This window comes from Pseudoxanthomonas sp. CCNWLY206-1 (assembly GCF_039710385.1).
Classification (GTDB): Bacteria; Pseudomonadota; Gammaproteobacteria; order Xanthomonadales; family Xanthomonadaceae; genus Pseudoxanthomonas_A.
Genome location: NZ_JBDKXI010000007.1, coordinates 148,792 through 174,105 on the forward strand (window position 1 = coordinate 148,792; position 25,314 = coordinate 174,105).

A 25,314-nucleotide genomic window follows, 5' to 3' on the forward strand; every position below is an offset into this window, starting at 1 on the left:
TAGCTATGCATGCATTCGCACTGAGTCCATCACGGAGAAAAGTCACATAGGAGATTTTTCTGCTGGAGAAAATCGCGTGGTCGATGTTCTGTGCAAAGTTTAAAACTCAAGAACTGCGAGATTTCTCTCTGGAACAGAGCATCCCTGGTCACACGAAATGCATCGACGCGAATGCATCCATCGCTCGCCTGTGACGTGCCGTCTCTTACAGCCTCGGCATCGTGTCGATGTCGTCGCGCACCAGTTCCATCGCCATCACCAGCGCATCTTCGCGACCGTCATGAGCGGGGTAATAGCGTGGCCGCCGACCGATCTCATTGAAACCTTCCTTGTGGTACAGCGCTATGGCGTTGGGATTCGATGGGCGGACTTCCAGGAAAACCCGCTGTGCGCCAAGATTGCGCGCAGCGCTTACCAACGCACGCAATAGGAAACGGCCATATCCGCGCCCTTGCCGCTCCGGCGCGACGCATACATTCAACACATGGGCCTCATCGGCGGCACAACTGAGAATGCCGTAACCGATCACCAGTCCATGCTCCAGTAACACCCAGGCCGGATACTGCGCCTTCATGCAGTCGCGAAAGATTCCACGGCTCCAGGGAAATGGATACGCCCGCTGTTCTATGGCCAGGATGGCCTCGAGATCGGAGTCGCGCATCGGCCTAAGAGAAGGCGACGGCGCCGCCGATTCGACACCCAGCGCGCTCATGGGTTCGTCCTGCGCAACTTGCGCAATGCAGGCCACAAGGCACGCTTGGCGGCTGGATTGCCGCGCAGCTCGGCCGAGGACGGCCATTGCGCAATGATCTCCGCGGCGCCTTCCGCATTGGGATTGCAGCCGGACGCACGGATCAGGGCGAAATGCAGGCGGTCCGGCAGCGCTCCCGCTGCCCGGCGCGGCGGTGCGGACGTATTCGCCGCCGGAACTGCAGCGGGCGCGGACGGGGCACGCCGGGCGGGAACCGGAACTGTGGCCTTGGATATAGGTGAAGCTTGTGGTTGGCCCGCCGGCGCAGGGCTTTCGGGCATTGCCACCGGCAGGGGACCCGGCACATAAAGCGTGTGACCCAGCGCGGACAGCCATTCGTGCTGTTCCGCCGACCACAACATGTCAGCCGACAGGCTCACGGCACCGGCCCTTGGGCACGGCGCGTCCGCTGCCATATCCAGTACGCCGGTCCCGACAGCGCATACAGCACACCCACGGCGAACAAGGTGCGCGGCAGATCAATGAACAGCACTGCCAGACCCACCGCCACCAGCAGCAACACGAAGAACGGGACGCGGTCAGCCTTCGGGCCGCCTTCGCCGGAACCCTTGAAGCTCCAGAAGCGGATGCGGCTCACCATCAACAACGCGGCGGTCAAGGTGACGAACAAAGCCACATACCGCAGTTCGTCGCCGCTCCAGCCCAGACTGCCGTCGGCAAAGGCCCAGACGAAGGACATCATCAGTCCGGCGGCGGCCGGGCTGGCCAAGCCGATGAACCAGCGCTTGTCGACCGTACCGACCTGGGTGTTGAAGCGCGCCAAGCGCAATGCCGCGCAAGCGGCATACAGGAATGCGACTGTCCAGCCTACCCGGCCCATGACCGCGCCATCGAACTTCAGCGATGACAGCGACCAGTGGTACATGACCAGCGCGGGTGCCAGACCGAAGCTGACCAAGTCCGCCAGCGAGTCGTACTGCACACCGAAGTCGCTGCTGGTGCCGGTCAGGCGCGCCACCCGGCCATCGATACCGTCCATCAGGCCGGCGACGAACACCGCGATGGCGGCATACGCGAACTGCTCGTTGGCCGCGGCGATGATCGCGTAGAAGCCGGCGAACAGGCCCGCCGTGGTGAACAGGTTGGGCAGCAGGTAGATGCCACGGGAACGCGGCGGCGGCTTGATTTCGTCCATATGTCCCAGTTTAGCCCAACCGGCCGAATCCACGGCTTGCCAGCTCCGCCCAGGGGTGCTGCAATCAACCCTACCCTGAATGCTTCGGACTCGCCATGCGCACATTGCCCCGGCCCCGCCACTGGCTCCATGCCTGCCTCCTGGCCATGCTGGCCAGCGCCAGCGCACTGGCCGCAGCCAGCAATCTGTACCAATGGAAAGACGCCAAAGGCGTGACCCACTATTCCGACAAGCCGCCGACGGGCGAGCAATACAAGGGGCGCCGTATCAACGACGAAGGTGCGCCCGCGCAGACCGCCGCACCCGCGGGCGAGTCTATAGTCAACCCGCAGTGCCAGACAGCGCGGAAAAACCTGGAAGTGCTGCAAGGCAAAGGCGCGGTGCAGCAGGATCTCGACGGCGACGGCAAGCCTGACAAAACGCTGGACGACAGCGAACGTGAAAACCAGCGCGCCTTGGCCCAAGCGGCCGCAAACGCCTATTGCAGCAAGCCGCCTGCCGCCGGCGCCTAAGTCATGCGCGCTTTCTGGGCGATCGCCGCCGGCGTCGCGCTGGGTGGCGGCCTCGCTTGGTACCTGTCCCGCGAGGCACCTGAGTCAGCGGCGGCCAAACAGCGGCGCGCTCAACATGCGGCATCCGAGCAAGCCAGGGATGCGCGCCCCTCGATTTACCGGTGGCGCGATGACGCTGGCGTGCTGCAAATCACTGACAAGCCGCCCAAGGATCGTAAGTACGAACGTATCGACCGCGAAGCTCCGGCAGCGATTACGGTGCGCGGCGACGATACAAGGCAATAGCCGATTCGGCGGAGCCTACAGCGACACCAGCCCGCTGATGGATCTCACCGTGCGCTTCACCGACCACAACGGAGTCGAGCGGCAGGTCGGTGTGCAGAAGGTCGTCCCGTTGAACGAGCTGCCGCTCCACGGCCTGGGCCAGCCGGTACTCGTGCGCTTAGCCTCCGTCTCGCCCACCACCAAGCTGGTGATCTCGCCTATCGTCGTGTCCTCGTCACGATAGGCGACTAAATCAGCGATTTTTGATGGCCAGTGGCGAGGCATTCGGCGCAGCGGCCGCCAACACTGGCAAAATAGCGCTTTCGTCCCTCAGAAGCCTGCATCGATGCGCCTGTCGCAATTCCACCTGCATACCGCCAAGGAAACACCCGCCGACGCCGAGATCGTCAGCCACCAGCTGATGCTGCGTGCCGGCATGATCCGAAAACTGGCCTCGGGCCTGTATACGTGGTCGCCGCTGGGCCTGCGCGTATTGCGCAAGGTCGAAACTATTGTGCGCGAGGAAATGAATCGCGCCGGCGCCATCGAAATGCTGATGCCGACGATCCAGCCGCGAGAGCTATGGCAGGAAAGCGGGCGCTGGCAGAAGTTCGGCGACCAACTATTGAAAATCAAGGACCGCAAGGAAGCCGAGTATTGCTACAGCCCCACCGCGGAAGAAGCCATCACCGATTTCGCGCGCAACGAGCTCAGCAGCTACAAGCAGTTGCCAGTCAACTTTTATCAGATACAGACCAAATTCCGCGATGAGATCCGTCCACGCTTCGGCGTGATGCGCGCGCGCGAGTTTTTGATGAAGGATGGTTATTCGTTTCACCTGACCGATGAGGACATGGTGCGCGAGTACCGCAACATGCACGCGGCCTACAGCCGCATCTTCACTCGTCTTGGGTTGGAATTCCGCGCGGTACAGGCGGACTCCGGCGCCATCGGCGGCGATGCGTCGCAGGAGTTTCAAGTGCTCGCCGAATCGGGCGAGGACGCGATCGTGTTCTCCACCGGCTCGGACTACGCCGCCAATCTCGAAACCGCGCAGGCTGCTGCACCTGGCCCACGTCCGGCAGCCAGCGAGGAATTGCGCAAGGTAGCGACGCCCACGCAGAAAACCTGCGAGGACGTCGCGGCGCTGCTGGGCATCGCGCTGCAGCGCACGGTCAAGTCGGTGGCGGTGATGACCGACGATGGTTTCGTGTTGGCGCTGGTACGCGGCGACCACATGGTCAACGAAATCAAACTGAACAAGGTTCCCGGACTGGCTGATTACCGGACAGCCACCGAGGCGGAAATTGCCGATTTTCTGGGTAGCGAACCTGGTTTCCTGGGTCCGGTACAGCCGCGCAAAGCGGTCCGCGTCGTCGCGGATCGCGATGTCGCGGCGATGGCTGATTTCGTCGTCGGCGCCAATGAAATCGGCTTCCATATCGCGGGCGTCAACTGGGGGCGGGACCTACCCGAACCGGAGACCATCGCCGATATACGCAATGTCGTCGAAGGCGAACGCGCGCAGGATGGTGGCGAACTTCGCATCGCTCGCGGCATCGAGGTCGGGCATGTCTTCCAACTCGGGCGCAAGTACAGCACCGCGTTGCAGTTCACGGTATTGGATGAGAACGGCAAGGCGGCCGTGCCTGCGATGGGCACCTACGGCATTGGCATATCACGCATCGTCGCGGCCGCCATTGAACAGAACCACGACGGCAACGGCATCATCTGGCCCGAGCCGATGGCGCCATGGACAGTGGCGATCTGCATCATCAATCCGAAGAACGATGCTGCGGTGAACGAAGCCTCGCAGCAGTTGCTTGACGAACTGACAGCCGCTGGCGTCGATGCTGTGCTGGATGATCGCGGCTTGCGCCCCGGGCCGATGTTCGCCGATATCGAGCTGATCGGCATTCCACATCGAGTCGTGGTCTCCGAGCGCGGCCTGGCGGCCGGCACCTACGAATATCGTGCGCGACGTGCGGAAGCGGCAGAAAATCTGAGCCGCGATGAGCTTGTGGCTCGCTTGATTAAATAGTGTGAAACGTAGTTGAAAAAACGGATAAACGTGCGGTCACGCACGTTTATCCGGCATTTCCGGAAATATTGGGGTTTGTGCCGCGTTGATTAAGTCGACTATCATCGGGCGTCCCCCGTCAGGGGCAGGCTTCCTCTTTCTATTCCGGAGATATTGATGTCAATTGATTTGCGTGGCCTCTCGGCCAAACAACTCTCAGCCTTGATCAACAAGGCAAAAGAGCAACAGAGCAAGCTCGCCAAACGCAATCCGATTGCTACCGTCCGCGGCAAGATCACCAAGTATGCCAAGGCCGAGGGCTACACCATCGAGGAACTGTTTGGTGCGTCGCCCGCTCCCGCCACGCGTGGTCGCAAAGCCGCCGTCGCCAAGCCAAGTTCAAGGGCTGGTCGCAAGCTCGGCAAGGTTCCGCCCAAGTACCGCAATCCTGCCAATCCCAAGGAAGTCTGGACTGGCCGAGGCAAGCAGCCACGCTGGATGGCCGCGTTGGTAGCCAAGGGCAAGAAGCCTGACGATTTCCTGATCAAGAAAAAGTAACACCGTAAAGAGAGACGGGAGGCGGGAAACAAAGCGGATCTGCGCTTTGTCTCCCGTCTCCCGTTTTTCGTTTTCACCGCTTAAAGATTCTTGCGCGCGGATATCACCAGATTGCCGAATAGCAGGCCGGCGATGAGTGCCATTACGATGTTCACGACGGTCAGAAGCGCGGGTTCGCCCACGCCCACGTCCTGCTGTTGGACCATCGTCATCAAGCCGCGCAGGCTGGTACTGCCGGGCACCAGCATGATGATGCCGGGAACCCGGATCAACGCTCCCGGCCTGTTTGCCCAGCGCGCGAAGGCATTGCCACCCGCGGTCAGCACCAGCGCCGACAGGAAGATACCCACCGGGCTACCCCACGCCTGCCCCGCCACGCGTGAAATAAGGTAGCCAGTGATGGCAGCCGCCATTACCCACGGATAATCGCGCCGATGAGCGCGGAACAGCACCGCAAAAGCATAGGCGGCCACGAGCAGTGCACCCCACTCCACCCAATCCTGTTGCGGACGAAGTGCGCGGACCTCCGGATACATGCCCACCAGTTGCGCCAATGTCACAGCAATCAAACTGCCCACCGTCAGTTTGAGTATCGTCGCCAGCGCACCCGCGAAGCGTGCCGTGCCGGACACCAGATGCTGACTGGTCAGCTCGTTGACCGCGTTGGTCAGCGCCATACCAGGTAGTAGCACGATGAGCGAAGCGATGATCACGGTGTTGAGATTGAGCGGGGCGATGAAGTTGCCCACCAGGATGGCGACCAAGCCGGCAGCCAATGCCGATAACGCATCATTGGCTTCCTTCAGCTGTGGGCGCCGTTCGATCACTTGCGCCAGTACACCAATCAACAGACCGATCAACCCTGCCGTGGTGATATCCAGCCAAGGCAGCCGCCACAAGCCCGCCACCGCGCCGGAAGCCAGACCGGAAGCCAATATCTGCATGGCCCTCCAACGCCGGCTGGGCGTGCGGTCCAACTGGCGCAAAGCGGTGTGGCCTTCGGCGATACTCATGTTGCCGGCAGCGACTGCATCGGCGATACGGTCAGCTTCGCTGAGTTTATGCAGATCGTTTTCGCCCGGCGGCAAACGGATCACGCGGGTGGTATCGCTAGCCCCCAGAGGACGGGTGGGATCGCTGAAGCTCAAGATGACGCCGGTCGGGTTGGACCAGGGTTCGCAGTCCAGGCCCAACTGCTGTGACAGCGCCACCACGGCGCCTTCCAGGCGCTGGGCCGTGGTGCCGTAACTGTGGAGCCGGCCCGCCATTTCGCAGACAAAAGCGATGCGCTGGGCATAGGTGGCGGAAGCGGCGGAGTTGGCGGGTTCGAGCATGGCAACAGTATCGCCGAAGGTCGTGGAAAGCGCCTGCTCAGGTAGCGTGAAATACCTGCCTCCGCCCATGTTGCAGAACTGAAGCGGGCGTCAAACCTCAGCCGTGCCAAATCGCGTATTCCCCAGTGCCGTCATGCCCGCAAAGACGTCACAGCACAAATAGGGACGTTGTTCGTGTTGCTCTTGGGGTGCCCTTGATCTGCGGCGTCCCGCCGCATCCTCAGAAAAGGCATGGCATGCCTGGACTACCCCGGGGTTTTCGACAGTGTCCTGATGATTGCCCAGCCTAGGTTGGCTCCCGCACGGCAGCGGATCTCGGCGAAAGTGCATTGTGGTTATCCTAGCCGTTGCCATGATTTGCGCCCATGGGTGTGTTGCTTACGTTCAGTGCTATAGCCTGTATGCTCCTCGGCCGAGTGCCCCTATGACCCAGACAACCGCACATCCGCAATACCAGGCCGATCAAGCCGACCCAACGCGGGTAAGGCTGGTCGGCGACTGGGTTTTGTCCACGGCACTGGCCGTGGCGGACCGGCTGCGCGAATTTCCGGAACAGACCAAGCGCATAGATGCGACCGACATCGGCCGGATCGATTCGGCCGGCGTATTGCAGTTGCTGCGTTTCGCCAATCGGCGTGGACTTTCGCTGGACGATATCGAATTCCGCAAGGATCACCAGGCGCTGGTCTCCACCATAGAAGACGTGGCCGACGACCGTCCGCCACGCAAGCGTGACTACGGGTTCCTGGCTGCATTGGCTCGCCTGGGCTACCGGATGGAGGAAAACGGCAAGGAAGTCGTGGCACTGCTCAGCTTCACTGGCGAGAATATGGTGAAGCTGCTGAGAATGGTGCGCGAGCCGCGCCGATTCCGGATGACCGCCACCGTGTCACATATGGAACAGGTGGGTTTGGACGCGGTGCCGCTAGTGATTCTGCTGTCCTACCTGGTCGGCACGGTTATCGCCTTTCTTGGCTCCACCGTCCTGCGCGACTTCGGCGCGGAAATCTATGTGGTGGAGCTGGTTAGCATCGCCTTCTTGCGCGAGTTCGCGGTGTTGCTGACAGCTATCGTGTTGGCCGGCCGCACTGCCAGTGCTTTCACTGCTCAAATCGGCACGATGAAAAGCCGTGAGGAAATCGATGCGATCCGCACGTTGGGGCTGGACCCTATCGATCTTTTGGTTATTCCACGTTTGCTGGCTCTGTTGGTAATGCTGCCGTTGCTGACCTTCATAGCGATGATGGCTGGCCTGGCAGGCGGCATCACCGTCGGCGCATTCGATCTTGGCATCCCACCCCAGATGTATATCGCGCGTATGCACGAGACCATCGAAATCAGACATTTCATCGTCGGCCTTTCCAAGGCGCCGATCTTCGCGCTGGTGATCGGTCTGATCGGCTGCCTGGAAGGTCTGCAGGTGGAAGGCACCGCACAATCGGTTGGCGAACGGACGACGTCCAGCGTGGTGCAGACCATCTCGCTGGTGATCGTCATCGACGCCATAGCGGCGCTGTGGTTCATGAATATGGATTGGTAGGGCAGTCAATGGCCAAGAGTAAATTCGCCCGCGTTGCGGGCTGCCAAGGAAAACGGCATCGGAATGTGCGGGTGATCTGCCTTCCTTCGCTATTGACAGGCGGCGCAGCCGCCGACTTCGGCATTGACTATCGCGACCACCTTGTCCAACGCCGCCATAGGAGTCCATCGTGACCCCCGCAGGAGCCGACGAAAGTCCCATCATCCAAGTCCGTGGCCTGGTCAATCGTTTCGGCGAGCAGACCGTGCATGAGGATCTGGATCTGGATGTCCGCCGTGGCGAAATCCTGGGTGTGGTGGGCGGTTCCGGCACCGGAAAATCGGTTTTGATGCGATCCATTCTGGGCCTGCGCATACCGAACGAAGGGCAGATCTCCGTGCTGGGCGCAGATGCACGCTCGGACGACATGCAGGCGCGCCAGCACATCGAGCGCAACACAGGCGTGTTGTTTCAGGACGGCGCGCTGTTCTCATCGCTCACGGTGGGCGAGAACGTGCAGGTACCCCTGAAAGAGCATCACCCTGAGCTTCCAGACAGCTGGCGCTACGAATTGGCACTGCTGAAGGTCAAGTTGGCGGGTCTGCCAGCCGACGCCATCGGCAAACTGCCATCGCAGCTCTCCGGCGGGATGCGCAAACGGGCGGGCCTGGCGCGCGCGCTGGCGTTGGATCCACCGTTGCTGTTTCTGGACGAACCCACCGCCGGCCTCGATCCGATCGGTGCGGCCGCTTTCGACCGCCTGATCAAGACCTTGCAGGAAGCCCTGGGGCTGACCGTATTCCTGATTACCCACGACCTGGACACCCTGTACGCTATCTGCGACAGGGTCGCGGTGCTGGCGGACCGCAAAGTCGTCGCCATTGCCCCGCTGGAGGAAGTCGAGACGTTCGACCACCCGTGGGTGCAGGAATATTTCCACGGTCCGCGCGCGCGCGCTGCGCGCGATGGACGGCAGCGTTACCAGCAGCGCACCACGCAAACGGCGGTATGAGACATGGAAACCAAAGCCAATTACGTCCTCATCGGCGCATTCACCATCATTCTTATCGGCGCGCTGCTGCTGTTTGGCTTGTGGGCGGCGAAATACTCATCTGAGCGCACCTGGCAGCAGTACGAGGTGGTTTTCCGCGAGGCCGTCACCGGCCTGTCGGTCGGCAGCCCTGTTCAGTACAACGGCATCTCGGTGGGCTCGATCACCAAACTGTCGCTCGCGCCCAACGATCCTCGCCAAGTCATCGCGCTTATCCGCGTTGAATCAACCACGCCCATCAAAACCGATACCCGCGCCAAACTGGCCATCACCAGCTTGACCGGCCCCACGATCATCCAGCTGAGCGGCGGCACTCCGCAGGCGCCGGCGCTCACGTCCGTCGACAAACGCGAGGCACCGGTCATCCAGACGGCGCCTTCCGCGCTGCAGAACATCACCGACACCGCCAACCGAATCGTCGAGCGGCTGGACCAGGTGCTGAGCGACCGCAATGTCGCCAGTATCGCCGCCACATTGCAGAACCTGGAGGTCGTCAGTGGTTCTCTGGCCAGTCGTGATGAAGGCCTGCAGTCGTTGCTTGTCAGCGCTCGCGACGCCGCGCAAAAATTGGACGCGACGTTGACCACCACCAATGGCGCGATCGAACGACTAGACCAGAACCTGATCCAGGAACTGCCGCCGATCCTTACCAAGCTGGACAGCACGCTGGTCAAGCTGGATTCGGCGGCGAACAACGCCGACGCGATCCTCGGCGAGAATCGCGCGGCCATCAACAGCTTCGCCAACGATGGGTTGTCCCAGCTTGGGCCCACGCTGACCGAGCTGCGCTCGCTGGTACGCGATCTGCGCCGTGTCAGCGATCGTCTTGAAGGCAACCCTGCCCGTTATCTGCTCGGCCGCGACGCACCCAAGGAGTTCGAACCCAAATGAAGGCGCTGCTGCGATTGTCCTTAGTCTTACCGTTGATGGCGTTGGCCGGTTGTTCCGTGCTGGGCACCACGCAACGTGATCCGGTCACCATTTACTCGCCCGACATCCGCATCCCTGCCGATCCCGCCTGGCCCACGGCCGACTGGTCGCTGGTCATCGCCAAACCCACCGCGGCGCGCGTGGTGGACAGTCCCCGCATATCCGTTCGGCCGGTTCCTGGAGAGCTGCAGGTTTACCGCGGCGCCTCCTGGGCCCAACCAGCGACGGATCTCCTGCAGGATGCGGTGCAGCGGACGTTGGAAGATTCGGGCCGTATTCGCGCCGTGGCCAGTTCAGATGCCGGCATTCTGGGCGACTACCGGTTGGTGATGGACCTGCGCCGGTTCGAAGCGGACTACGCCGGGCAACCGACACCTTCGGCCGTGGTCGAAGTCAGTGCCAAGCTGGTCAAGAACCGCGACCAGCGCGTCGTCGCGTCGCGTACTTTTCTTCAATCCAAACCCGCCAGCGATGCGGAAATTGCGAGTGTCGCGGCTGCCTTCGAAGACTCCTTGTCGGCGGTCACTCACGACATCGTGGGTTGGGTGCTGGGCAACGGCAATGGAGACGCGCGACCCTCGCCTTGAGATGATGCTCACGATCTCTCGCCATATGACGTAGAACGGAGCTTGATCAAAATGCTCCTTTTTGGGGCTCCGCTAGTCCTGGCTCATCGGCTCCGGAGATGATCAGCCGAGCCCCCCAAGGGGATGTAACAAGCTCCGCTCTACGAGAAGCTGCGGGGCTTAGAAGCACATGGCGCCGAGATACTCGAATCATCCTTTCACGTAGAGGCCGAGCTGGTTACATCCCTTTGGGGGGCTCGGCTGCTCTCCACTCCACGGCTCCTGAGTCAAAAGACAGCTGAGCCCGCGAAGAAAAAAAGACTTCAGGCGCTTCGACGAAGGATGTTCCGGAACGTCAGGTTGATCCTCTCCCCAACTGGTTTCACGGTACGCGGCAGCGCATGCCGGTAATGGCGCTGGGTCTCGCCGGACATCAGCAACAGGCTGCCGTGCGGCAGCGGCAGTTCGAGTTTTCGCTCTGGTTCCTCGTGGTGCTTCAACACGAAACGACGCGTGGCGCCCAGACTGATGGACGCAATGACGGGCGTTTTGCCCAACTCCGGCTCGCTATCGCTGTGCCAACCCATGGCGTCGCGTCCATCCCGGTACCTGTTGGCCAATACGCTGTTAAAAGCGACGGCGAATTCGTGCTCCAGACGCTCCCTCAATATTCGTAAGGCGGGATGCCAGGCGTGCGGCACGAAGCGCGTTCCCGAATAACGATAAACAGCGTCCTCATCGCCCATCCAGCAGCTCAGCCGAGGCGAATCAATCTCCCGGCCGAACAGTCGAATGCGATGGATCTCCCAAGGAATTTCCGCCGTTAGTTGGGCGAACAGAGCATCCGCTTCCACCGGGCCCAGCCACTGCGGTGAGAACCACAGCGTCGCTCCGGGCAGGTCCGGTGAAATCCCATTCGCGGACGGTAGCTTTGGTATGGTCATGACCAGGGCGTGTCCTCCATTGAGTAGCCATCCGCGCCGTTCCGCCGCGCGTTTGGCGCAAGGAAGAGCGAAGAAGTGTATGCCGATACACGACTGAGCGATCACACCGCGCCGGGCGCGCGGCGGAACGGCCCTCTGGGTTGAGCCGGTACGGCCGCCAGCCGGCGCCGCGCGGTTTGACCAAACGGCCAGTCTGGCGCTGCGCCACGCAACACCGGCTGGCGGCCGTACTGACTCAACGCGGGCGGCTACTCAATGGAGGACGCGCCCTAATCCTGGCGGATTTGCCCCACTCGACGCAAACCACGAAAATAGCCGCAGCCGAAATGCCAAACTGGAGTTCCTGATGACCGATGTCGAACGCGATGTAATGGAATACGACGTCGTCACCGTAGGTGCCGGGCCGGCGGGGCTGGCGCTGGCTATTCGCCTGAAGCAGCTCAAGCCGGAGCTCTCGGTCTGCGTCATCGAAAAGGCCAGCACCATTGGCGCGCACATCCTTTCCGGCGCGGTGATCGAGCCCGGTCCATTGGACGCGTTACTGCCCAACTGGCGCGACAACCCGCCGCCGATCTGCGTGCCCGCTACCGAGGACGAACTCTGGTTCCTCAACAAAACCGGTGGACGCAAGTTTCCCATCCTGCCGCCTGGCATGCGTAACCATGGCAACTTCATCGTCAGCCTGGGCGCGATGTGCGCGTGGATGGCACCACAAGCCGAAGCCTTGGGCGTGGAGATCTATCCCGGCTTTGCCGCTTCGGAAACCTTGCACGATGACGCAGGCAAGGTCATCGGCGTGCGTATCGGCGATATGGGCGTAGCAAAGGACGGCTCCCCCAAAGCCGGGTACACGCCCGGGATCGATATCCACGCCAAGGTCACCGTGCTGGCGGAAGGCGCGCGCGGACATTTGACCAAGCGCTTGGTCAAGCGATTCGAACTGGACAAGGACAGCGACCCGCAGGCGTACTCGATCGGCATCAAGGAGCTTTGGCAGGTGCCGGCAGGCCGCACATCGCCCGGCAAGATCATGCATACCCTGGGCTGGCCGGCAGACACCCAGACTTACGGCGGTAGTTTCCTCTATCACCTGGATAACGACCGCATCGCATTGGGCTACGTGAGCGGGCTGGACTACAAGGACCCGCAGTACAAGCCGTGGGAAGCTTTCCAGCAATGGAAAAACCATCCGCTGATCCAGCCGGTGCTGGAAGGCGGCAACATTCTTTCCGCTGGCGCGCGCGCCATCGTCACGGGCGGCTGGCAGTCGTTGCCAAAAGTGGAAATGCCGGGTGCATTGCTGATTGGCGACACGGCCGGCCTGCTCAACGTGCCGAAGATCAAAGGCACCCATCAAGCCATCCGCAGTGGCATGCTCGCAGCCGAACATCTGGCGCAATCGCTGGACAGCGCAGGCTTCGATGCAAAGTTGCGGGCCTCCGATGCGATGACCGAACTCAAGCAGGTTCGCAACATCAAGCCGGGCTTCAAGAAGGGCCTGTGGTTCGGCCTGTTGAATGGCGCCTGGGAAACTGCCGTGGGTGGCCATTCGCTATGGACGTTGAAGGTCGCACCGGATTGGTCATCACTGGATAAGCTCGGCGAGCACGAGCAACCCAAGCACGACTACGTGGACCGCACGCTGGCTCCCCGCGATCGCCTGCAAGGCGTCTATTACGCTGCCACCGAGCACGACGAAGACCAACCCGTGCACCTACGCGTACTCGACACGTCCATCTGCGTCACCCGCTGCACCGAAGAATACGACAACCCCTGCACCCGCTTCTGCCCCGCCGCCGTCTACGAAATCGTTTCAGATGTGCAGCCTGATGGAAGCGAGGGCAAACGCCTGCAAATCAACGCCGCCAACTGCGTCCACTGCAAAACCTGCGACATCAAGGACCCCTACGAGATCATCACCTGGGTGACGCCAGAAGGTGGTTCGGGGCCAAACTATCAGAATTTGTAGAGATCTAGTGACGACACCTTTGTCTCATCGAGTGCGTGTCCTACTGTTTCATGGACTACGCGCCGTATTTCGCCTGACGCCCATGTCACAGATCATGCGCGATAGATTGCGTCAGCGCTTCCTCGATACGCGAAAACACTGGGTTCCGGACGGCCCTGAAGGGAGGTCGCCCGGGGGTGCCCCTTCCCGACGCCCCTATGTGCGCTCAGACGAACGCGCCATTGGATACGTGCCGTATCAGAAGAGTGAACTTCCGCACCCACTGCCGACGACATTGGTGGCGTTCTATTTGCCTCAGTTTCATACGATTCCTGAGAACGACACCTGGTGGGGCAAGGGCTTCACCGAGTGGCGAAACGTTACGCGCGCTTTACCGCAGTTCGAGGGCCATTACCAACCCAAACTCCCAGGAGATCTTGGCTTCTACGACTTACGCAACATCAATGTAATGCACGAGCAGGCAAGGCTCGCACGCGAGTATGGTGTTAGCGCGTTCTGCTTCTACTTCTACTGGTTTGGTGGGAAGACCTTGCTGGAAGCACCTTTGCGCAACTGGCTGGACGATAAGGGGATCGACTTTAAGTTTTGCCTTTGCTGGGCAAACGAAAAATGGACCCGCACTTGGGACGGACGCGGCGATGAGATCCTGATTGACCAGAAGCACAGCCCTGAAGACGACATTGCATTCATCGAGTATGTCGCGGAGTACATGCGGGATCCGCGTTACCTGCGCACGCTCGGAAAGCCCATCCTTCTTGTCTACCGGCCTAGCTTGCTCAAAGACATTCGTGCTACTTCTGAGCGATGGCGCGCGTGGTGCAGATCGAACGATATAGGCGAAATCCACATCGCATACGTCCAGAGCTTCGATTCCGCCGCACCAAACGAGTTTGGGTTCGATTCGGCGATCGCTTTTCCGCCAAATCAAACTTCCCTGCATCCCATCACCGACTCGCTGACGCTGATTAACCGGCATTTTTCAGGGCGCGTCCTGGATTGGAGAAGCATGTGGGCGGCGCATTTCAAGAAGCAATGCGAAACCCGGTTTCCCTTGTTCCAGTGCGTCAACCCTGCCTGGGACAATCAAGCTCGTCGTCCCGGAGGAGGATTGGCGTACATCCATTCCGCGCCACGCAGATATCGTGATGCCTTGATTCAGGCAATCAACTATTCACGCGACCAAGAGCACAGCCTTGTATTTGTCAATGCATGGAACGAGTGGGCAGAAGGAGCAATTCTCGAACCCGATGCCAGATATGGCTTTGCCTATCTCGAAGCCACCCGGAAGGCATTGACACACCCTTCAACCTCGATAGCGGCGACAAAAACCCAGGGCCGACCGCATGTAGTGCTGCACGCCTGGTATCCCGACGTCCTCGAGGAAGTTCTAGCTCGGTTATCGGAAGCGGGACTGGATTGGAAACTGGTAGTTACAACAGCTCCGCACAACCAGCCAGTTATGCTGGATGTCTTGAGAAGATTCTCTTTTGATTACAGATTCGTGATAGTCGAGAATCGTGGCCGCGACATCCTGCCCTTCCTCATCGCCGCACAGCAGCTGTTGGACGAAGGTGTTGACGTAGTGCTTAAGCTACACACAAAACTGTCGCCTCACCGGAAAGACGGAAGCATCTGGCGCAACGAGTTGCTCGATCGGCTCATAGGCGGCGACAGAGCGTCACGAAACCTTTCGTCTTTTCTTGAAGATCCATCCTTGGGACTAATATCTCCAAGTGGCCATACTCAGTCAATGAACTATTACTGGGGCGCCAACGAAGATCGCGTTAACTCACTACTGGACCAGATCGGCGTACCGGACAGTGATCTCACAAGCGAAACTTTCGTATCCGGCAGCATGTTTTGGGTTCGGCTTGAGAGCCTCCGCCTTCTTCTTGACGCTGACTTGGCGCCATCAGACTTCGATGACGAGCGCGGCCAAATAGATGGCACGCTCGCCCATGCAATCGAACGAATTTTCAAACTCTGCATACGCGATGCCGGATATAAGACATTGGAATCGCCTGATATCTCCGGCGACCAACAGGAGGGTCGGCCCGGAAATTATCCTTATGCCGACCGCGGATGACTACGTCTAGGTTTGGTCACGCTCGGCCATAGGTATCTTCGAAACGCACGATGTCATCTTCGCCTAGATACCCTCCGGACTGCACCTCTATCAGCTCCAAAGCCAGCTTTCCCGGATTACGCAAACGATGCGTGACCCCAAGAGGAATGTAGGTGCTTTGATTCTCCGTCAACAGGATCACCTCGTCGCCACGCGTAACTTCCGCCGTACCGCTTACGACGATCCAGTGCTCAGCGCGGTGATGATGCATCTGCAAACTTAGTGATGCGCCTGGCTTTACCGTGATGCGCTTGACCTGGAAACGTTCGCCGTTATCGATGGAATCATACGCACCCCAGGGACGATAAACCTTGCGGTGAGCTGCCGCCTCGCTGCGACCTTCGCGCTTGATGCGGCTGACTACTTCCTTCACATCCTGGACTCGAGTGCGGTGCCCAACCATGATCGCATCATCAGTTTCGACGACGACCACGTCTTGCAAACCGACCATGGCAATCAAACGGGTGCCGTAAGCATAGGTGTCGCGGCAATCAATCTCGATAACATCACCGTGATGAGCATTGCCCGACGCATCTTTATCGGAAACCTCCCACAGCGCAGACCATGACCCAACGTCGCTCCAACCAGCATCGAGCGGTATCATCACCGCATCGGAGGTTTTCTCCATGACCGCATAGTCAATCGAGTCGCTTGGCGTTGCGGCGAACGCATCCGCGTCCAGCCGTATGAAGTCCGCATCACGGGTTGCCTTGGCCAGGGCTTGTTCACAAGCGTTCAACATCGATGGCTGCAGCGCCTTCAATTCCTCCAGGTATCGTGACGCCTTGAACAAGAACATGCCGCTGTTCCAGAAATATTCGCCAGAAGCCACGTACTCCTGAGCTGTCGTCATGTTCGGCTTTTCCACAAAGCGCTCGACAACGCGCACACCTACGCCGGAGCCTGACTTTATATAGCCATAGCCCGTTTCAGGACCGGTTGGAACAATGCCAAACGTAACCAGCTTGCCGATGTTGGCGGCAACAGCCGCCTCACGCACCGCAGCGTGAAACGCAGCATCGTCGCGCACCACATGATCCGATGGAAGCACAAGCAGCAGCGCGTCGTCGCAAATCGAGCAAGCCTGCAATGCGGCAATGGCGATGGCGGGAGCGGTATTTCGGCCAATGGGTTCGAGAATGAGCGCCGCTGGCACCACACCGCACTCGCGCAATTGTTCGGCGGCCATGAATCGATGCTCCTGATTGGCCACTACGATCGGCGCAGCACCTGCCACTGGCGCTACGCGTTTCCAGGTGGCCTGAAGCATCGTGTCTTCACCCACAAGGGGCAAAAACTGCTTGGGATAAGCCTCGCGCGAGAGCGGCCACAATCGGGTACCGGAACCGCCGGACAGGATGACGGGAAGAATAGGCAACATTGGGGGAAGTCCTAGTCAGTGGTGGGGAGTTTCGGAACCGATCATGGCAGAAAGCTCGTCGGTGCGAATCTGCAATAGAACAGGATTGGCTCGAGTTTCGATGTTCAGGCGGAGCAGCGGCTCCGTATTGGAGCTGCGCAAATTAAATCGCCAATCACCGAAGTCGGCGCTGACGCCATCGGTGTGATCAAGCGTTGGCGATTGCCCAGCATAGTGTTCCATGATGCGGCTCACAGTCGCTTTGGAATCGTCGACACGAAAGTTGATTTCCCCACTACAGGGGAAGGCTCGCATGCGATCGGCGACCAACTCACCCAATCGCATGCCGGTGCGCGAAACGAGATCCGCGATCAGCAACCACGGAATCATCCCTGAATCGCAGTAAGAGAAGTCGCGGAAGTAGTGATGAGCGCTCATTTCACCGCCGTATATGGCGTCTTCCGAGCGCATGCGTTCTTTAATGAAAGCATGGCCAGTCTTGCTCATCACCGGCATGCCGCCGGCTTGCTGCACCATCTCGATGGTGCTCCAGGTCAGGCGAGGATCGTGGATGATTTTTCCACCCGGCTCGCGCACCAGCAACGCGGTGGCGAGCAGTCCGACCAGGTAATAACCTTCAATGAAGTTGCCGCCGGCGTCAAAGAAAAAGCAGCGATCGAAATCACCGTCCCAAGCGATGCCGAAGTCCGCACCGCTGGCGCGTACTGCTTCTGCGGTTGCGGCGCGGTTTTCAGGTAGCAAGGGATTGGGAATACCATTCGGAAACCTGCCATCCGGTTCGTGTTGGATCCGGACGAATTCAAAGGGGAGATGCGGCGCAAGTTGGTCGACGATGAGACCAGCGCCACCATTGCCTGCATTGACCACGATCTTCAACGGCTTCAGTGCGCTGCTATCGACGTAGGACAGCAAGTGCTTGATGTAGTCGCCCTTATCGGTCGACTCGCGACGGCCAGGATCTGTGGCAGCCGGGAGGTTCTCGTTTCCTGCGGCGAAATCACGAATAGCGAACAGTCCGGTGTCGCCGCTGATTGGCCGGGCGTCTTCGCGCACCAGTTTCATCCCGTTGTAATCCATCGGGTTGTGACTGGCAGTGACCATCACTCCACCCGCTGCGCCCAGGTGCGCGGTCTGGAAGTAGACCTCCTCCGTACCGCATAGACCAATATCGATAATCTCGCGGCCGGCATGACGAAACCCGTCCTCAAGCGCCTGCTGCAACTCAAGACTGCTCAGGCGTACATCACGCCCTAACACCACAGGTCCGGTATTCAGCAGTCCAGCCATGCCCATGCCGATCCGGCGCGCGAGGGGTGGATTCAGTTCTTCAGGCACCCGGCCGCGGATGTCATAGGCTTTAAAACAAGATAAAGACATTGCATTCCTTGGTAGCTGGGGAGGCTGACCTCAACCCAGAGCGGATTCCAACTCCGGCAACAACTTAAACAGATCACCGACCAGTCCGATATCCGCAATCTCAAAAATCGGTGCTTCGGCGTCCTTGTTGATGGCGACGATAGTGCCTGCATCCTTGATGCCGGTCAGATGCTGTATGGCGCCCGAGATACCGATGGCGACGTAAAGTTCGGGTGCGATGATCTTGCCGGTCTGACCAACCTGCAATTCGTTCGGGACGTAACCGGCATCAACCGCGGCCCGAGAGGCGCCGACAGCTGCTCCCAGCTTGTCGGCCAGGGAGTAGATGATTTGGAAGTTTTCCATCGAGCCCACGCCACGGCCGCCGGAGACGACGCGCTTGGCGCTTTGCAGGTCGGGGCGGTCTGATTTCCCGGCGGCCAGGCCAACAAATCGGGTGTGGGTAGGCAGAGGTGCTTCGACCGCCACGGCTTCCACGGCGGCGCTGCCGCCCTTGGCGGCTTCGGGCCAGGAGGCGGTGCGCACGGTGGCGACTACTGCCTGGTCGGCGGGGGCTTCCACGGTAATGATGGCGTTGCCTGCGTAGATCGGGCGCTTGAAGGTGTGGCTGCCTTCCACCGTCATCACGTCCGACACTTGAGCCACGCCCAAAAGGGCCGCTACGCAGGGCATCAGGTCCTTGCCGAACGTGGTCGAAGGTCCGAAGACATGTGTATAGCCGCCGGCGAGCTTGACGATTTGCGGTGCGAGCACCTGGGCGATGGCGTGTTCGCTGGCAGGGTTGGCCAGCGCCAGCACCTTGGTGACGCCGGTGATTTGCGCGGCCTGGGCAGCGACCGCGGATGGGTCGGCAGCGAGCACGGCCACTTCGATACTGCCCGGATTCAATGCCAGCGCGGCGCTGACGGTCTTGGCGGTGGCGGCGTTGAGCTTGCCGTCCAGGTGTTCGGCGATGACAAGGACTTTGGACATGACGGATCTCCAGAAAGGTCGAGCGGGTCGCGGCAGGTGGCTTCGCGCCCTCATCTCAGCCCTCTCCCGTTGTGGGAAAGGGGACTAGAAGCGTTACAGCAGGCCCTTGGCCTTCAATGCAGCGACCAGTTCGGCCGCGTCTTTGACCATGACGCCCTTGCTGCGCTTGGGCGGCGGGGCGTAATGCATGGTCTTCAGCGTGTCCGCCGACTCCACGCCCAAATCCGCCAACTGGAGTGTTTCCAAGGGCTTGCTCTTGGCTTTCATGATGTCCGGCAGTTTGATGAAACGCGGCTCATTGAGGCGAAGATCGGTGGTGACCACGGCGGGCAGATCCACTTCCAGCGTTTCCAGGCCGGCGTCCACTTCGCGAGTGACGGTCGCTTTGTCACCGGCGATTTCAAGCTTGGAGGCGAAGGTTGCCTGCGGACGGCCCCACAGCGTGGCCAGCATCTGGCCAGTCTGGTTGGCGTCGTCATCGATGGCCTGCTTGCCCAGGATGACCAACTGCGGCTGTTCCTTCTCGATCAGCTTGAGCAGCGTGCGGGCGGCGGTCAGAGGCTGGATGGGCTGGTCGGTGACCACATGGATGGCGCGGTTGGCCCCCATGGCCAACCCGTTGCGCAGGTGCGCCTGAGCATCGGCCGGGGCGATCGTGGCCACCACTACCTCAGTGGCAACGCCCTTATCACGTAGCCGCAGAGCCTCTTCCAGCGCGATTTCGTCGAACGGATTGGCGGACAGCTTGACGCCATCGGTGACCACGCCGGACCCGTCCGGCTTGACCTGAATGCGGACGTTGTAGTCCACCACGCGCTTGTAGGCGACGAGAATCTTCATCCTGCGGGAATTCCTTGAATGCTACGGATCGGAGCGGCCCCGGCTTAGGCGGGGACAGGGCGAGGATTTTACCGGTCAGCCGGTGCCCGTGCGAGTGCGTACGGTATCGTCGCTCAGCCGGGACGCCAGGGTGGCGGCGAAACGTTCAGCGCTGCCGGGAGCCTGTGCGAAGAATAGCGAGGGTTCGGTCAGCTCCAACTCCAACAGGCGGGGGTGGCCGTCGTCACCCCGGATCAGGTCGATGCGGGCGTAAGACAAGGGTTGGTTGAGCTGCAGCAGACGGGAGGCCGCGGCCAACACCTGCTCTCCCACTTTCAGTTCTTCAGGATCGGCTTTGCGGCTACTGATATTGCCTGCGGCGAAAGGTGTCGCGGTGGCGGCAGCATCTTTCTGCAACAACGCACCCTTGCCAATCGCATGACTGAACCGGCCATCGAAGTAGATCAGCGCCGTTTCGCCGGCGCTGTCCACGGCTGGCAGATAGGGTTGCAGCATTACGCCGCGGCCGTGATCGAGCAAGCGCGCGACGTGGTTGCTGGCAGCGAACTCCTGGCTGCGCGTATAGCGCTGTGTATCCCGGGCACCGGCACTGACAGTGGGTTTGACCACAAACTCAGCAGCAGGATGCGCGACCAAAAACGCTTGCAGCGCCTGCAAAGGCTCGGCGTCCGGCTCCACGAAGGTCGTTTCGACGGCGGGTATGCCTATGGTCGCCAGGTCGGATAAGTAGTGCTTGTCCGTATTCCAGCGGACCACGTGGGCGGGGTTGAGAAGGGCGACCCGCTGTTCCAGCCGGTCGCACCAGGCCAGGAATTCCGCAAGGCGCTCGGTGTAATCCCAAGGGGAGCGAAGCAACGCAGCATCGAATCGGCCCCAGCTGACGGTGGGGTCGTCCCAGGCGACAGCGCGTGCATGCAGGCCCGCCGATGCACAGGCGTCCAATAGTGGTGCCAGGTCGTCGTCGTGACCCGCGGCAGCGATGGCGGTGACAAGGGCAAGCGTCTTCATCGCACAAGTTTAAACGCAGGAGGCTGGAGGATTTCCCATTGCCCGAAAGTACCTGTGTGCCAAACCGCCGGGTGCGTAAAATGCGGGCATCCTCTGGAATGGACCTGGTCATGGCCGAAGCTGTCGCATCCACGCCGTCGAGTGGCGGAATCAAAAGCAAGCTCTTTCTGAATGCCGAGGCAGCGCTTCGAGGGATCGTCGCGGACGGCCAAACATTGGCGGTCGGCGGATTCGGCCTGTGCGGCATTCCGGAAGCGTTGATCACGGCACTTCGCGATAGCAACGTGAAAGGGCTGACCGCCATTTCCAACAACGCAGGCGTGGATGGTTTCGGCCTGGGCTTGCTGCTGGAGACCCGGCAGATCCGCAAGATGATTTCGTCCTACGTGGGCGAGAACAAGGAGTTCGAGCGCCAATACCTGTCCGGAGAGTTGGAGCTGGAGTTCAATCCCCAGGGCACCCTCGCCGAGCGGCTGCGTGCCGGAGGAGCGGGGATCCCGGCGTTCTACACCCGCACCGGCTACGGCACCATCGTGGCCGACGGCAAGGAGACCCGCCAATTCGGTGAGCATTGGTATGTCATGGAAACCGCGTTGATCGCCGATGTATCGCTGGTCAAGGCGTGGAAGGCCGACAAAGCGGGCAATCTGGTCTTCCGCAAGACCGCACGCAATTTCAACCCCGCCTGCGCCATGGCCGGAAAGGTCTGCGTGGCCGAAGTCGAAGAGGTAGTGGAGATCGGCTCTATCGACCCCGACCATGTCCATCTGCCTGGCATTTACGTCGACCGCATCGTCCACAACCCGCATCCGGAAAAACGAATTGAACAGCGCACCGTGCGCCAAGGGAGTAAGTGATGGCCTGGACACGTGACGAAATGGCGCAGCGCGCCGCCCGCGAATTGACCGATGGTGCCTATGTCAACCTGGGCATCGGCTTACCCACTTTGGTGGCCAACCATATTCCGGAAGGGATGGATGTCTGGCTGCAGTCGGAGAACGGCTTGCTGGGCATCGGTCCGTTTCCCATCGAGGAAGAAATCGACGCGGACCTGATCAACGCCGGCAAGCAAACCGTCACCGCCCGCCCCGGCGCCAGCTATTTCGGTAGCCATGACTCCTTCGGAATGATCCGGGGCGGTCATATCGACTTGGCGGTGCTGGGTGCCATGCAGGTCACCGACAAGGGCGATCTGGCTAACTGGATGGTGCCCGGCAAGATGGTCAAAGGCATGGGCGGGGCGATGGACCTGGTCGCTGGCGTCAAGCGCATCGTTGTGCTGATGGAGCACGTCGCGAAGGACGGCGGTCACAAAATTTTGCCGCAATGCGATTTGCCGTTGACGGGGGTTGGCGTGGTCAACCGGATCATCACGGACTTGGCGGTCTTCGACGTTACGCCTGAAGGATTGGCACTCGTGGAGTCGGCTGAAGGGGTTACCGACGATGAACTTCAGTCAAAAACCGGGGTGCCGTTCCGGCGCCAGTCCTAATCTGCTGACTTGCCGCACCCGGAGTCCGGATCTGAAAGCTGTATAACGGCCAAATTTAATTGAAAGGCTGGACGGCCCTCTCTATTGCGAGCATGACCCCTGCGTTATAGTGCAGCCTCAGGGGTTATCCATTCAGGTTGAGGCTTACATGAAGTTTCGGGTTGGCGCGTGCGCCTTGTTGGTATGTCTGGCCGGGTGCAGTGGGAAAGGCCCGAATACGGATTTCGCCGAGCTGCGCGGTGCGGCAGCAACGAAGGGCGCTGCTGGACAACTTCCCAAACTTCACCTCGGTCGGGTCGCCGCCAAGTCCATCGCCAATGCGCCTGATCGTGGTGCATTAGTGAGCTACCAGAACAAAGGCGCCCCGACCAAACGCGAAGGTGCCTTTACCTACTATCCGGTCGCGATCAGTGAAGACCATGCGCTGAAGGCGCTGGTGACCGGTGAGATGTCCATGCCGATGCCGGACGGCAGCCAGGTCAAACTCAAGTACGAACGCCACGACGAAAGCCCGGATGGCAATTGGACCTGGATCGGTCGTGTCGTCGGCGGCGATCCGCAGCAGGAAGCCATCGTCACTTTTGGCGAGAAAGCGGTCTTCGCATCCATTCCCCAAGCTAACGGCGCACCGCCGCTAAGTATCCAGACCCGCAACGGCGCGTTGTTCGCCGTGCAGACGGATCCCTCCAAGGTGAAGTCGCCGAATAAGGGCCATAACGACATGCTGGTGCCCGCAGCACTGGCAGTGCGCGAAGCCGCGGCCGCTCAGGTCCAGGCGAACGCGCAGGTATCTCAAAACGCCATCGCCCAGAATGCCCCCCCAACGTCCGCTAATACAGTGGACGTCGCTATCGGCTACACCGCAGGTTATCGCGCGACATACGGAAGCCAATCGGCAGCAACGACTCGTCTTACCTTTCTGGTCCAGGTAGGCAACCAGGCCTACTCGAATAGCGTCATCAACGGCTATCTACGTTTGGTGAGCGCCACGGAAGTAGCCTATACCGACGGTAACGCCAATCAGACTGCGTTGCACGAACTGACCGGCAGCAATGGGACGGCGAATGTGGCAATTCCCGCTTCATTAACTCCCCTGCGCACCGCGCGTGATCAGTACGGCGCAGATATCGCAATCCTAGTTCGCGATTTTCAGCAGCCTGAGCATCAAGGCTGCGGTATCGCCTGGTTGATAGGCGCAAATCAGCAAGCAATCGTGCCAAGCGACGCGTCGTGGGCGTATGCGGTGGTCAGTGATGGTGACGACCAGGGTACCGACGGTCAAAGCTATTACTGCGCCCCAGAGACGTTGGTCCATGAAGCAAGCCATCTGATGGGCTCGGCCCACGATGTGGCGAATTCGCCGAATACCAGCGGTCGCTATCCATATTCGTATGGCTATAAGACCACCAATGGCAATTTCTACACTGTGATGGCGTACGGAGACGAAGGTCAGACGCCTTACCGCGTTTTCTCGAATCCGAACATCTCGACATGTGGCGGGAATGCCTGCGGTGTAGCTAACCAAGCGGACAATGCGCGCAGTTTGAACCAAACGATTCCGGTGGTTGCGCAGTTCCGTACGAGCACTGTTCCGTTCGACAAGACAAGGGCGGACATCAATGGCGACGGGCGCAGCGATGTCCATTGGTATCAGCAATCGTCCGGCACCCTGAACGCATGGCTGATGAGCGGCAGTACCGTGCTCGGCTCTACAAGGGACGTCGCCTCCGCCAGCTGCACGCCTAGAGCATTTGGGGATCTGAACGGAGATTCCATTTCAGACGTGGTCCTTACTTGCGCGGGCGATGCCAGGGTCCACGCCTGGTTGAGCAGCCCGACGGGTTACAGCCGCCAAGTCGCCGGTTACTACGCAGCAGGCTGGGAGATCACTACTGCCGCAGATATTAATGGCGACGGCTACGATGACATCATCTGGAAGCAAAGCACGGCGAACGCAACTAACATCAATGTCTGGCACATGCGTGGCAGCGAGGTGCTGTCGAGCTTCGCAAAAGCGGCGCCCGCAGCTTGCAACGTAGCCGGGGCGGGAGACATCAATGGTGATGCGAAAGAGGATATCGCCCTATCCTGCGCGGACAGCAGCGTTTACGTGCTGTTCGGCGTGACAAACGATTTCGTTCAATTCAAAGTGGGGAACGCATGGCCGACCTGGACACTTGTCGGCAGTATCGACGCCAATGGCGACGGTAAGAATGATCTCGTGTGGCACCAGCCCTCCACCGGCTTGATCAACACATGGCTGATGAATGGAACGCTTGTGAGCAGCAGCTTTTTGCATCTGGTTCCGACCGATTGCATTCCGAAATCATATGCGGACTACAACGGCGACGGACTCGGCGACATCGGCTTGATGTGCTCATCCAATAGAAGCGCTCAGGTCTTGCTTGGGACCGGCAGCAACTTCAATCGAATCGTCGCCGGCTACTACGCCGATGGTTGGACAATAGTGCAGTAACGCACGGAAAGTTCTCGGCACTCCCGGGAACTTTCTTTTTGTTGAAACTGGCTAACAATTCCTTTCGCG

23 protein-coding genes and 1 pseudogene are annotated in these 25,314 nt (G+C 60.2%); 14 read left to right on the forward strand and 10 right to left on the reverse strand.

The window, feature by feature from the left end:
* Positions 1-205 precede the first annotated feature (205 nt).
* From rimI to pssA, 3 genes are read right to left on the reverse strand one after another with little or no spacing between them, the layout of a single operon-like run.
* Positions 206-712: a ribosomal protein S18-alanine N-acetyltransferase gene (gene rimI / locus AADW18_RS16005; protein ID WP_337344395.1), complete on the reverse strand. Its 507-nt coding sequence runs from the start codon at positions 710-712 to the stop codon at positions 206-208.
* Positions 709-1,113: an alanine acetyltransferase gene (locus AADW18_RS16010; protein WP_337344553.1), complete on the reverse strand. Its 405-nt coding sequence runs from the start codon at positions 1,111-1,113 to the stop codon at positions 709-711. Before AADW18_RS16010 ends, rimI begins: the two co-directional genes overlap by 4 nt.
* Before the next feature lie 14 nt (positions 1,114-1,127).
* Positions 1,128-1,907, reverse strand: coding sequence for a CDP-diacylglycerol--serine O-phosphatidyltransferase (gene pssA / locus AADW18_RS16015; protein ID WP_337344396.1), 780 nt, complete (start codon positions 1,905-1,907; stop codon positions 1,128-1,130).
* A 95-nt stretch (positions 1,908-2,002) separates the two neighbouring features.
* On the opposite strand from pssA, the gene AADW18_RS16020 reads away from it, so the two are divergent.
* From AADW18_RS16020 to AADW18_RS16040, 5 genes and pseudogenes are all read left to right on the forward strand, one after another.
* Positions 2,003-2,419: a DUF4124 domain-containing protein gene (locus AADW18_RS16020; protein ID WP_337344397.1), complete on the forward strand. Its 417-nt coding sequence runs from the start codon at positions 2,003-2,005 to the stop codon at positions 2,417-2,419.
* A gap of 3 nt (positions 2,420-2,422) precedes the next feature.
* Entirely contained in the window at positions 2,423-2,704 is a 282-nt protein-coding gene (locus AADW18_RS16025) for a DUF4124 domain-containing protein (protein WP_337344398.1), read from the forward strand.
* Between the two features lie 37 nt (positions 2,705-2,741).
* Positions 2,742-2,927, forward strand: coding sequence for a hypothetical protein (locus AADW18_RS16030; protein WP_337344399.1), 186 nt, complete (start codon positions 2,742-2,744; stop codon positions 2,925-2,927).
* 102 nt (positions 2,928-3,029) lie between these two features.
* Positions 3,030-4,724, forward strand: a complete 1,695-nt coding sequence (locus AADW18_RS16035; protein WP_337344400.1) for a proline--tRNA ligase — start codon at positions 3,030-3,032, stop codon at positions 4,722-4,724.
* A 156-nt stretch (positions 4,725-4,880) separates the two neighbouring features.
* A pseudogene (locus tag AADW18_RS16040) lies at positions 4,881-5,255 on the forward strand (H-NS histone family protein); the annotation flags it as partial.
* A gap of 86 nt (positions 5,256-5,341) precedes the next feature.
* Here AADW18_RS16040 and AADW18_RS16045 read toward each other — a convergent pair.
* Positions 5,342-6,595, reverse strand: coding sequence for a threonine/serine exporter family protein (locus AADW18_RS16045; protein ID WP_337344401.1), 1,254 nt, complete (start codon positions 6,593-6,595; stop codon positions 5,342-5,344).
* Between the two features lie 424 nt (positions 6,596-7,019).
* On the opposite strand from AADW18_RS16045, the gene AADW18_RS16050 reads away from it, so the two are divergent.
* The 4 genes from AADW18_RS16050 (at position 7,020) to AADW18_RS16065 (ending at position 10,682) form a co-directional block, all read left to right on the forward strand.
* A complete protein-coding gene (locus AADW18_RS16050) occupies positions 7,020-8,135 on the forward strand; it encodes an ABC transporter permease (protein ID WP_337344402.1) in 1,116 nt (371 codons plus the stop codon).
* 169 nt (positions 8,136-8,304) lie between these two features.
* Positions 8,305-9,126, forward strand: coding sequence for an ABC transporter ATP-binding protein (locus AADW18_RS16055; RefSeq protein ID WP_337344403.1), 822 nt, complete (start codon positions 8,305-8,307; stop codon positions 9,124-9,126).
* Positions 9,127-9,129: 3 nt separating this feature from the next.
* Positions 9,130-10,056: an MlaD family protein gene (locus tag AADW18_RS16060; RefSeq protein ID WP_337344404.1), complete on the forward strand. Its 927-nt coding sequence runs from the start codon at positions 9,130-9,132 to the stop codon at positions 10,054-10,056.
* The gene (locus tag AADW18_RS16065) at positions 10,053-10,682 is read left to right on the forward strand and encodes an ABC-type transport auxiliary lipoprotein family protein (protein WP_337344405.1); all 630 of its coding nucleotides are present in this window, start codon (positions 10,053-10,055) and stop codon (positions 10,680-10,682) included. Before AADW18_RS16060 ends, AADW18_RS16065 begins: the two co-directional genes overlap by 4 nt.
* A gap of 302 nt (positions 10,683-10,984) precedes the next feature.
* On the opposite strand, the gene AADW18_RS16070 is transcribed toward AADW18_RS16065, so the two are convergent.
* Positions 10,985-11,605, reverse strand: coding sequence for an alpha-ketoglutarate-dependent dioxygenase AlkB (locus AADW18_RS16070; RefSeq protein ID WP_337344406.1), 621 nt, complete (start codon positions 11,603-11,605; stop codon positions 10,985-10,987).
* Positions 11,606-11,951: 346 nt separating this feature from the next.
* On the opposite strand from AADW18_RS16070, the gene AADW18_RS16075 reads away from it, so the two are divergent.
* Together AADW18_RS16075 and AADW18_RS16080 are read left to right on the forward strand one after the other, a co-directional pair.
* Positions 11,952-13,574, forward strand: coding sequence for an electron transfer flavoprotein-ubiquinone oxidoreductase (locus AADW18_RS16075; protein ID WP_337344407.1), 1,623 nt, complete (start codon positions 11,952-11,954; stop codon positions 13,572-13,574).
* 82 nt (positions 13,575-13,656) lie between these two features.
* Positions 13,657-15,660 carry a glycoside hydrolase family 99-like domain-containing protein gene (locus tag AADW18_RS16080; RefSeq protein ID WP_337344408.1) on the forward strand — a complete coding sequence of 668 codons (2,004 nt, stop codon included), beginning with the start codon at positions 13,657-13,659 and terminating at the stop codon, positions 15,658-15,660.
* A gap of 16 nt (positions 15,661-15,676) precedes the next feature.
* Here AADW18_RS16080 and AADW18_RS16085 read toward each other — a convergent pair whose 3' ends face one another.
* From AADW18_RS16085 to AADW18_RS16105, 5 genes are all read right to left on the reverse strand, one after another.
* A complete protein-coding gene (locus AADW18_RS16085; protein WP_337344409.1) occupies positions 15,677-17,080 on the reverse strand; it encodes a mannose-1-phosphate guanylyltransferase/mannose-6-phosphate isomerase in 1,404 nt (467 codons plus the stop codon).
* Between the two features lie 15 nt (positions 17,081-17,095).
* Positions 17,096-18,457 carry a phosphomannomutase gene (locus tag AADW18_RS16090; RefSeq protein ID WP_337344410.1) on the reverse strand — a complete coding sequence of 454 codons (1,362 nt, stop codon included), beginning with the start codon at positions 18,455-18,457 and terminating at the stop codon, positions 17,096-17,098.
* A 30-nt stretch (positions 18,458-18,487) separates the two neighbouring features.
* A complete protein-coding gene (locus AADW18_RS16095) occupies positions 18,488-19,429 on the reverse strand; it encodes an electron transfer flavoprotein subunit alpha/FixB family protein (RefSeq protein ID WP_337344411.1) in 942 nt (313 codons plus the stop codon).
* A 93-nt stretch (positions 19,430-19,522) separates the two neighbouring features.
* A complete protein-coding gene (locus tag AADW18_RS16100) occupies positions 19,523-20,269 on the reverse strand; it encodes an electron transfer flavoprotein subunit beta/FixA family protein (RefSeq protein ID WP_337344412.1) in 747 nt (248 codons plus the stop codon).
* A gap of 75 nt (positions 20,270-20,344) precedes the next feature.
* Positions 20,345-21,277 (reverse strand): hypothetical protein, encoded by a 933-nt coding sequence (locus AADW18_RS16105; protein WP_337344413.1) that lies wholly within the window; start codon positions 21,275-21,277, stop codon positions 20,345-20,347.
* 110 nt (positions 21,278-21,387) lie between these two features.
* Between AADW18_RS16105 and AADW18_RS16110 the strand changes: the two genes are divergently transcribed.
* The 3 genes from AADW18_RS16110 to AADW18_RS16120 all read left to right on the forward strand — a co-directional run bounded on the left by AADW18_RS16110 (position 21,388) and on the right by AADW18_RS16120 (position 25,245).
* Positions 21,388-22,134, forward strand: a complete 747-nt coding sequence (locus tag AADW18_RS16110; RefSeq protein WP_337344414.1) for a CoA transferase subunit A — start codon at positions 21,388-21,390, stop codon at positions 22,132-22,134.
* Positions 22,134-22,769, forward strand: coding sequence for a CoA transferase subunit B (locus tag AADW18_RS16115; RefSeq protein WP_337344415.1), 636 nt, complete (start codon positions 22,134-22,136; stop codon positions 22,767-22,769). The genes AADW18_RS16110 and AADW18_RS16115 overlap by 1 nt, the downstream gene beginning before the upstream one ends.
* 148 nt (positions 22,770-22,917) lie before the next feature.
* Entirely contained in the window at positions 22,918-25,245 is a 2,328-nt protein-coding gene (locus AADW18_RS16120; protein WP_337344416.1) for a reprolysin-like metallopeptidase, read from the forward strand.
* Positions 25,246-25,314 lie beyond the last annotated feature (69 nt).